Origin of the sequence: Nostoc sp. UHCC 0251 (assembly GCF_034932245.1) — a bacterium.
Taxonomy (GTDB): domain Bacteria; phylum Cyanobacteriota; class Cyanobacteriia; order Cyanobacteriales; family Nostocaceae; genus Nostoc.
In genome coordinates this window covers 1-5,738 of the sequence record NZ_JAYGHD010000464.1, presented here as the reverse complement: position 1 = coordinate 5,738, position 5,738 = coordinate 1, and the positions used below count along the sequence as shown (strand labels likewise).

General features: G+C 45.1%; 5 protein-coding genes and 1 pseudogene. 3 read left to right on the top strand and 3 right to left on the bottom strand.

Annotated features, from left to right (window positions below; translation table 11 throughout):
* Positions 1–64: 64 nt before the first annotated feature.
* The 3 genes from VB740_RS35570 to VB740_RS35560 form a co-directional block, all read right to left on the bottom strand.
* Complete coding sequence (locus tag VB740_RS35570) at positions 65–886, bottom strand: carbohydrate ABC transporter permease (RefSeq protein ID WP_323204509.1); 822 nt, start codon at positions 884–886, stop codon at positions 65–67.
* A 1-nt stretch (position 887) separates the two neighbouring features.
* Positions 888–1,811, bottom strand: coding sequence for a sugar ABC transporter permease (locus VB740_RS35565; protein ID WP_323204508.1), 924 nt, complete (start codon positions 1,809–1,811; stop codon positions 888–890).
* Positions 1,812–1,906: 95 nt separating this feature from the next.
* Positions 1,907–3,253, bottom strand: coding sequence for a sugar ABC transporter substrate-binding protein (locus VB740_RS35560; RefSeq protein WP_323204507.1), 1,347 nt, complete (start codon positions 3,251–3,253; stop codon positions 1,907–1,909).
* A gap of 148 nt (positions 3,254–3,401) precedes the next feature.
* Here VB740_RS35560 and VB740_RS35555 point away from each other — a divergent pair, with 148 nt between their 5' ends.
* The 3 genes and pseudogenes from VB740_RS35555 to VB740_RS35545 all read left to right on the top strand — a co-directional run.
* Positions 3,402–4,205, top strand: coding sequence for an SDR family NAD(P)-dependent oxidoreductase (locus VB740_RS35555; RefSeq protein ID WP_323204506.1), 804 nt, complete (start codon positions 3,402–3,404; stop codon positions 4,203–4,205).
* 102 nt (positions 4,206–4,307) lie between these two features.
* Positions 4,308–5,285, top strand: coding sequence for a sugar-binding transcriptional regulator (locus tag VB740_RS35550; protein WP_323204505.1), 978 nt, complete (start codon positions 4,308–4,310; stop codon positions 5,283–5,285).
* Positions 5,286–5,581: 296 nt separating this feature from the next.
* A pseudogene (locus VB740_RS35545) lies at positions 5,582–5,683 on the top strand (glycosyltransferase); the annotation flags it as partial.
* Positions 5,684–5,738: the final 55 nt, after the last annotated feature.

Sequence of the window (5,738 nt, the reverse complement as noted above, 5' to 3'; positions counted from 1 at the left end):
CTACGTCTCTACAAGGATTTTGGTATTATGCAAAATCATTTTCATACATGGAATCTCCTGCCTTCTACTTCACTGCGCCAAAAGTCAGACCCCGAACTAATTGCCGTTGACTTAGCCAACCGAAAATGAGGATTGGTGCGATCGCTAGTGTTGATGCTGCCGAAAGTTTTGCCCAGAATAATCCTTGAGGGCTGGAAAATGAAGCAATGAAGGCTGTAAGTGGCGCTGCATCTGCTGTTGTTAAGTTCAAGCTCCAAAATGCTTCATTCCAGGACAAAATAATCGAAAGCAATGCAGTGGATGCAATTCCGGGTACTGCCAATGGCAATAACACATGCACAAGTTCTTGCTGAGTGGTTGCTCCATCCATGCGATCGGCTTCAAGAATTTCTTTGGGAACTTCTTTGAAGAAGCTGTAAATCATCCAAACGACGATTGGCAAATTAATCAAGGTATAAATAATAATCAAACCGATGCGAGTATCCAGTAACCCGGCGTTGCGACACAAAATGTAAATCGGCACTAGCACGCCTACAGGTGGCAGCATTTTAGTGGACAGCATCCAGAGTAAAGTACCCTTAGTGCGTTTCGTTGGGAAGAACGCCATTGCGTAGGCGGCAGGCACGGCAAGCAGCAGCGCGAGTATAGTCGCTCCCAGGGAAATTGCTACGCTGTTAAATGCATAATTGAAATAATTTGCCCGGTCTTGGATGGCAACATAGTTCTCCAATGTCGGGCGGAAAAATAACTGCGGGGGAGTTGAAACTGCCGCTACTTCCGTTTTGAAACTGGTGATAAACATCCAAAAAATTGGGAAAAACAAGATGCAAGCGGCAAGCCAGCCAAGCAATGTCCATAGCCAAATCTTTGAGGTTTTACGTGCCATATTAAGTATCCAAATTACGAGCAACACTACGCATCAAAAAGATTGCCACGATGTTGGCAAGAATTACGGCAATTAATCCACCGGCTGAAGCACCGCCGACATCGAATTCCAGCAAGGCTTTTAAGAAGATGTAATAGGCAAGGTTAGTTGTTGCAAGTCCTGGTCCGCCGCCTGTGGTGACAAAGATTTCGGCAAAGATGGTCAGGAAGAAAATTGTCTCGATCATGGCAACCACAGCAATGGCACGGCTCAGATGGGGCAGCATTACGAACCGAAATAGAGCGATCGCATTTGCTCCATCCATCCGGGCTGCTTCTAACTGATCGCGATCGAGTGATTGGATTGCAGTCAATAAAATCAGCAAAGCAAAGGGTAGCCATTCCCAGGAAACAATCATGATGATTGCCAGCAGAGGAACGCTAGCAAACCAATCAATTGCGCCTAAACCCAAGCCTCTGGTGATTTGCGCGAACAACCCATTTACTGGGTGCATCAGCATATTTTTCCAGATGAGGGCGCTAACTGTGGGCATCACAAAAAACGGCGAGATTGCTAGTACCCGCGCCACTCCACGACCATAAAAGTCTTGGTCAAATAGCACTGCTAGTAATGTGCCTAGACCAATTGTGATTGTTAAAACGGAAACAACCAAAACTATTGTGATGGCGATCGATGTCCATAAAGCTGAGTCACTGAGGATGAATGTGAAATTTTCAATCCCAATGAATTTGCGTGCATCTGGATTCAGCAAGTTATAGCGCTGAAAGGAAAACCATACGGTCATCACCAGAGGCACAATCATCCACAGCAGTAGGAGGACGACCGAAGGTGCAACCAGAGGTAAGGTTGACACTTGCCGCGTAGTCCGTTGCTTGGTGGGTGGTGGCGTTTCGTGTTGAGGTTTTACCGCTAATGAAGAAGACATAAGCAATTCGTAATTCGTAATTCGTAATTCGTAATTAAGAAAATCAGGTTAAATCTGGGTTTCTGGGTTTGGTATCGCTGTGGAACATCTGAGAATTATTCGATATAACCTGTGTGTTTCATGAAGCGTTCGGTGGATTTCTGCGATTGCTGCAAAGCTTGTTCTACCGAAGTCCGATTGGTTAATGCCGCCGCTAAGGTTTGCCCGACTGAAGAACCGATCGCTTGAAATTCTGGAATATCAACGTATTGAACTCCTTTATACGGAGTTGGTTGTGCGGATGGACGGGTAACATCAGCAGATTGGATTGCTCCCAGCACGATTTCAGCAAAGGGTGCAGCTTTTTGATAGTTGGGATTCTCATAAGTGGAAGTTCGAGTTCCTGGTGGTACAGCAATCCAGCCATTTTCCTTGGCAACTAGTTGGATGTATTCTTTAGAGGTTGCCCAAGCAACGAACTTTTGCGCGGCTTCGGGTGATTTTGATGTTTTAGGAACCGCTAACGCCCAAGCCCAAAGCCAATTTGAGCCGTTGGGATATCTTTCAATTGGCGCACGAGCGAAGCCAACTTTGTCATAAACTTGGGATTCTTTTGGATTGGATAACAACCCCGCAGCAACGGTTGCATCTACCCACATACCGCATTTGCCTGTTGAGAATAATGCCAGATTCTCGTTAAATCCATTGGAACTGGCTCCCGGCGGTCCATATTTATTAAGCAAATCAACATAAAAAGTGATCGCCTCTTTCCAAGCTGGAGTATTAATTGTCGGTTGCCACTTCATGTCAAACCACCGCCCACCATAGGTATTGACTAATGTGGAAACAAATGCCATGTTTTCACCCCAACCGGGTTTTCCACGCAGGCAAACTCCATAAACCCCATTTGCTGGATTATGGATTTTGCTTGCCCATTCTCTCATCTGGGGATAAGTTGGCTGTTGAGGAACCGTAATCCCGGCTTTGTCAAACAAATCTTTTCGGTAGTACAGCATGGAACTTTCCCCATAAAATGGCACGGCATAGAGTTTGCCATCGTTGGAAAGACCTTCACGTATAGGTTTTAGCAGGTCATTTACGTCATAGTCTGCGCCTAGATCCAAGGGTCTTAACCAATCCCGCCTAGCCCAGATTGGTGTTTCATAAGAACCGATGGTCATGACATCAAATTGCCCACCTTGGCTTGCAACATCTGTAGTTGTGCGTTGGCGCAACACATTTTCTTCCAGCACAACCCACCTGAGTTGAATATCAGGATTAGCTGACTCAAATTTGCGAGAAAGCCCTTGCATCACCACCATGTCGCCATTATTTACAGTGGCGATCGTTAGTTTAGTTTTCTCTGCGGCTTGCGAACGTGGTGAACAAGCGTGTAGAAGTTGCACCAGCATCACTCCAGCGAGAAATGCAACCAGCACTTTAGCGAAGCGGGGGATACGCATCGCATGACTCCTTTAAAGTAAAGAAACCGAACAAATAAATTTTTGATTTTATGCTCTATTCTTGGGCAAAAGCTCAATAATAGAAATCATACCAATCTCATTTGAATGACGACGATTTGCAACAATTCTTCAATAAGAGGTTTAAACTATGACAGCGAAAGCAACTTATCAGTTTGCGGGTAAGACCATCCTAATTACGGGCGGTGCGGGAGATATTGGCAGAGCAACTGCACAGCGTTTTGCCGCCAATGGTGCAGGTGTAGCGCTTCTAGATTTGAATGAACCGAAGATGGCAGATGTGGCTGAGGAACTAAAAAGCTACAACGTTCCAGTCGGCACATTTCGCTGTGATGTTACATTTGCTGATGATGTTGCCAAAGCCTTTACTGCTGCTGTAGAGCAGCTTGGGCGGATTGACTATGTTTTTAACAACGCAGGTTATCAAGGAGTGTTTGCCAAGACAGACGAATATCCTGAAGACGACTTTCAAAAGGTGATTAACATCAACGTTATCGGCGTTTTCCACATTCTCAAGGCGGCTGCACAGCACTTGCGCGATGCAGGTGGAGGTGCGATCGTCAATATGGCGAGTTATGCAGGCGTAGTCGGGCCGCCAAATATGCTGGCATATGGTGCTTCCAAGTTTGCGGTGATTGGAATGACTCAGACAGCAGCAAAAGATTTGGCTCCTTACGGCATTCGGGTGAATGCGCTCTCACCTGCGCTCATCGGCCCTGGTTTTATGTGGACGCGGCAAACAGAATTGCAAGCAGCAGTAGGTTCCCAGTACTTTGACGCCGATCCCAAAGTGGTTGAGCAACAGATGATCAATTCAGTCCCAATGCGGCGTTTAGGAAGCTTGGAGGAGGTGGCGAGTGGGGTAGCGTTTCTGATGAGCGAAGAGGCAAGCTACATTACTGGGTTTAACTTGGAGGTTACTGGGGGAGAATAGAATTTTAAATATAATTGAGCAAATATTCTATCTTTGGGCATATACTCTAATAAATTCAATCATACCTTTGATAGATACATAGCTTTTGCAGGTGGTATGTATATGGGAGAACCTTTTTTGGAGCGGCGCGATGCGCCCCATCGTGCCCGCAAATTAGACTTGGCTGCTTATGCTGCTTGGCTCTATTACATCGCCGGCAATACGCAAGAAGAAATTGCCGCAAAGCTTAATGTGTCCCGGCAAGCTGCACAACGCTTAGTAGCACTGGCAGTCAGTGAAAAATTGATTAAATTTCGACTCGATCATCCTTTGAGTGAATGCATTGCTCTGGCTGAGTCATTACGCGATCGCTTTAATCTGTCGCTTTGTGAAGTCGTACCAACTGACGCAGGTAGTGGTGATACATTATACGGGATTGGTGTATGTGCTGCCACTTACTTAGAGGCTTACCTGATGGCTAAAACCCCAAGTATATTGGCGTTTTCGTCAGGTCGGACATTGCGAGCAATGGTGGAGCAGATACCCTCAATGAACCAACCCCAGCATAAGATTGTTTCAATTATTGGGAATATGTCTCATTCTGGGCGTGCAGGTCGTCACGAAGTGGTCATGCATTTATCCGATCGCGTCGGTTCCCAAGCTTACCCAGTGCCGACTCCAGTTGTCGCAACTAGCATTGAAGAACGAGAACTTTTGCAGACTCAGCGATCGTTTCTCGCTGTCAAAACTCTTGCAGAGCAAGCGAAAGCGACATTTGTCGGAATTAGTCACATTGCCTGGAATGCCCCATTACATCAAGACGGCTTCATCAATGACGATGAAGTAGCTGAATTGATTGAACTGGGAGCAGTAGGAGAAATTGCAGGTTGGGCTTACAGCGATCGCGGGGTATTACTGCAAGAAGGGACAAACAGTCGGGTTGCTAGTGTAGCCCTCGAACAACCGGCTCATCGACTCATCATTGGTGTGGCAGGCGGTGTGAGAAAAGCAGAGGCGATTTTGGCTGCTCTGTATGGCAATTTAATTACAGGACTGATTACTGATGAAGCTGCTGCCCAAATGATTCTTTCTAAGGTTTAGTAAGTATTAAGATAGCCAAGAAGGCAATAGGCAAGAAGGCTTTTTGAGTTGTACGGAGTTTTTTCACGCAATCAAAGCAGACAAACAACGGCTAATGTTAACATCATGCAAACTAACCAAAATAGCCTTCTACTTGCCCTTAGTTAAAATTGCTTAGTATAATTGCAAAAACTAATAATTTGTTAAACAAAACAACGAATAAAATTCAAATCAATATCTGTTCAAATTAGATTTATTGGCAATGGTTCAAATTAGCAATTAATATAAAGTTTTTAGGTTTTAGTTTAGAATATAATATGCCTAAGATCACTGTTTGCATTCCTACTTTTAATCGTGTTGATCTTCTTCCTTATGCCATTGACAGTGTACTCAATCAGTCTGAGCAAGACTTTGAACTAGGGAGCATCTCACCTTTGCAAAAATATCAGTTAGAAAGCTGACCATTGAGATAGG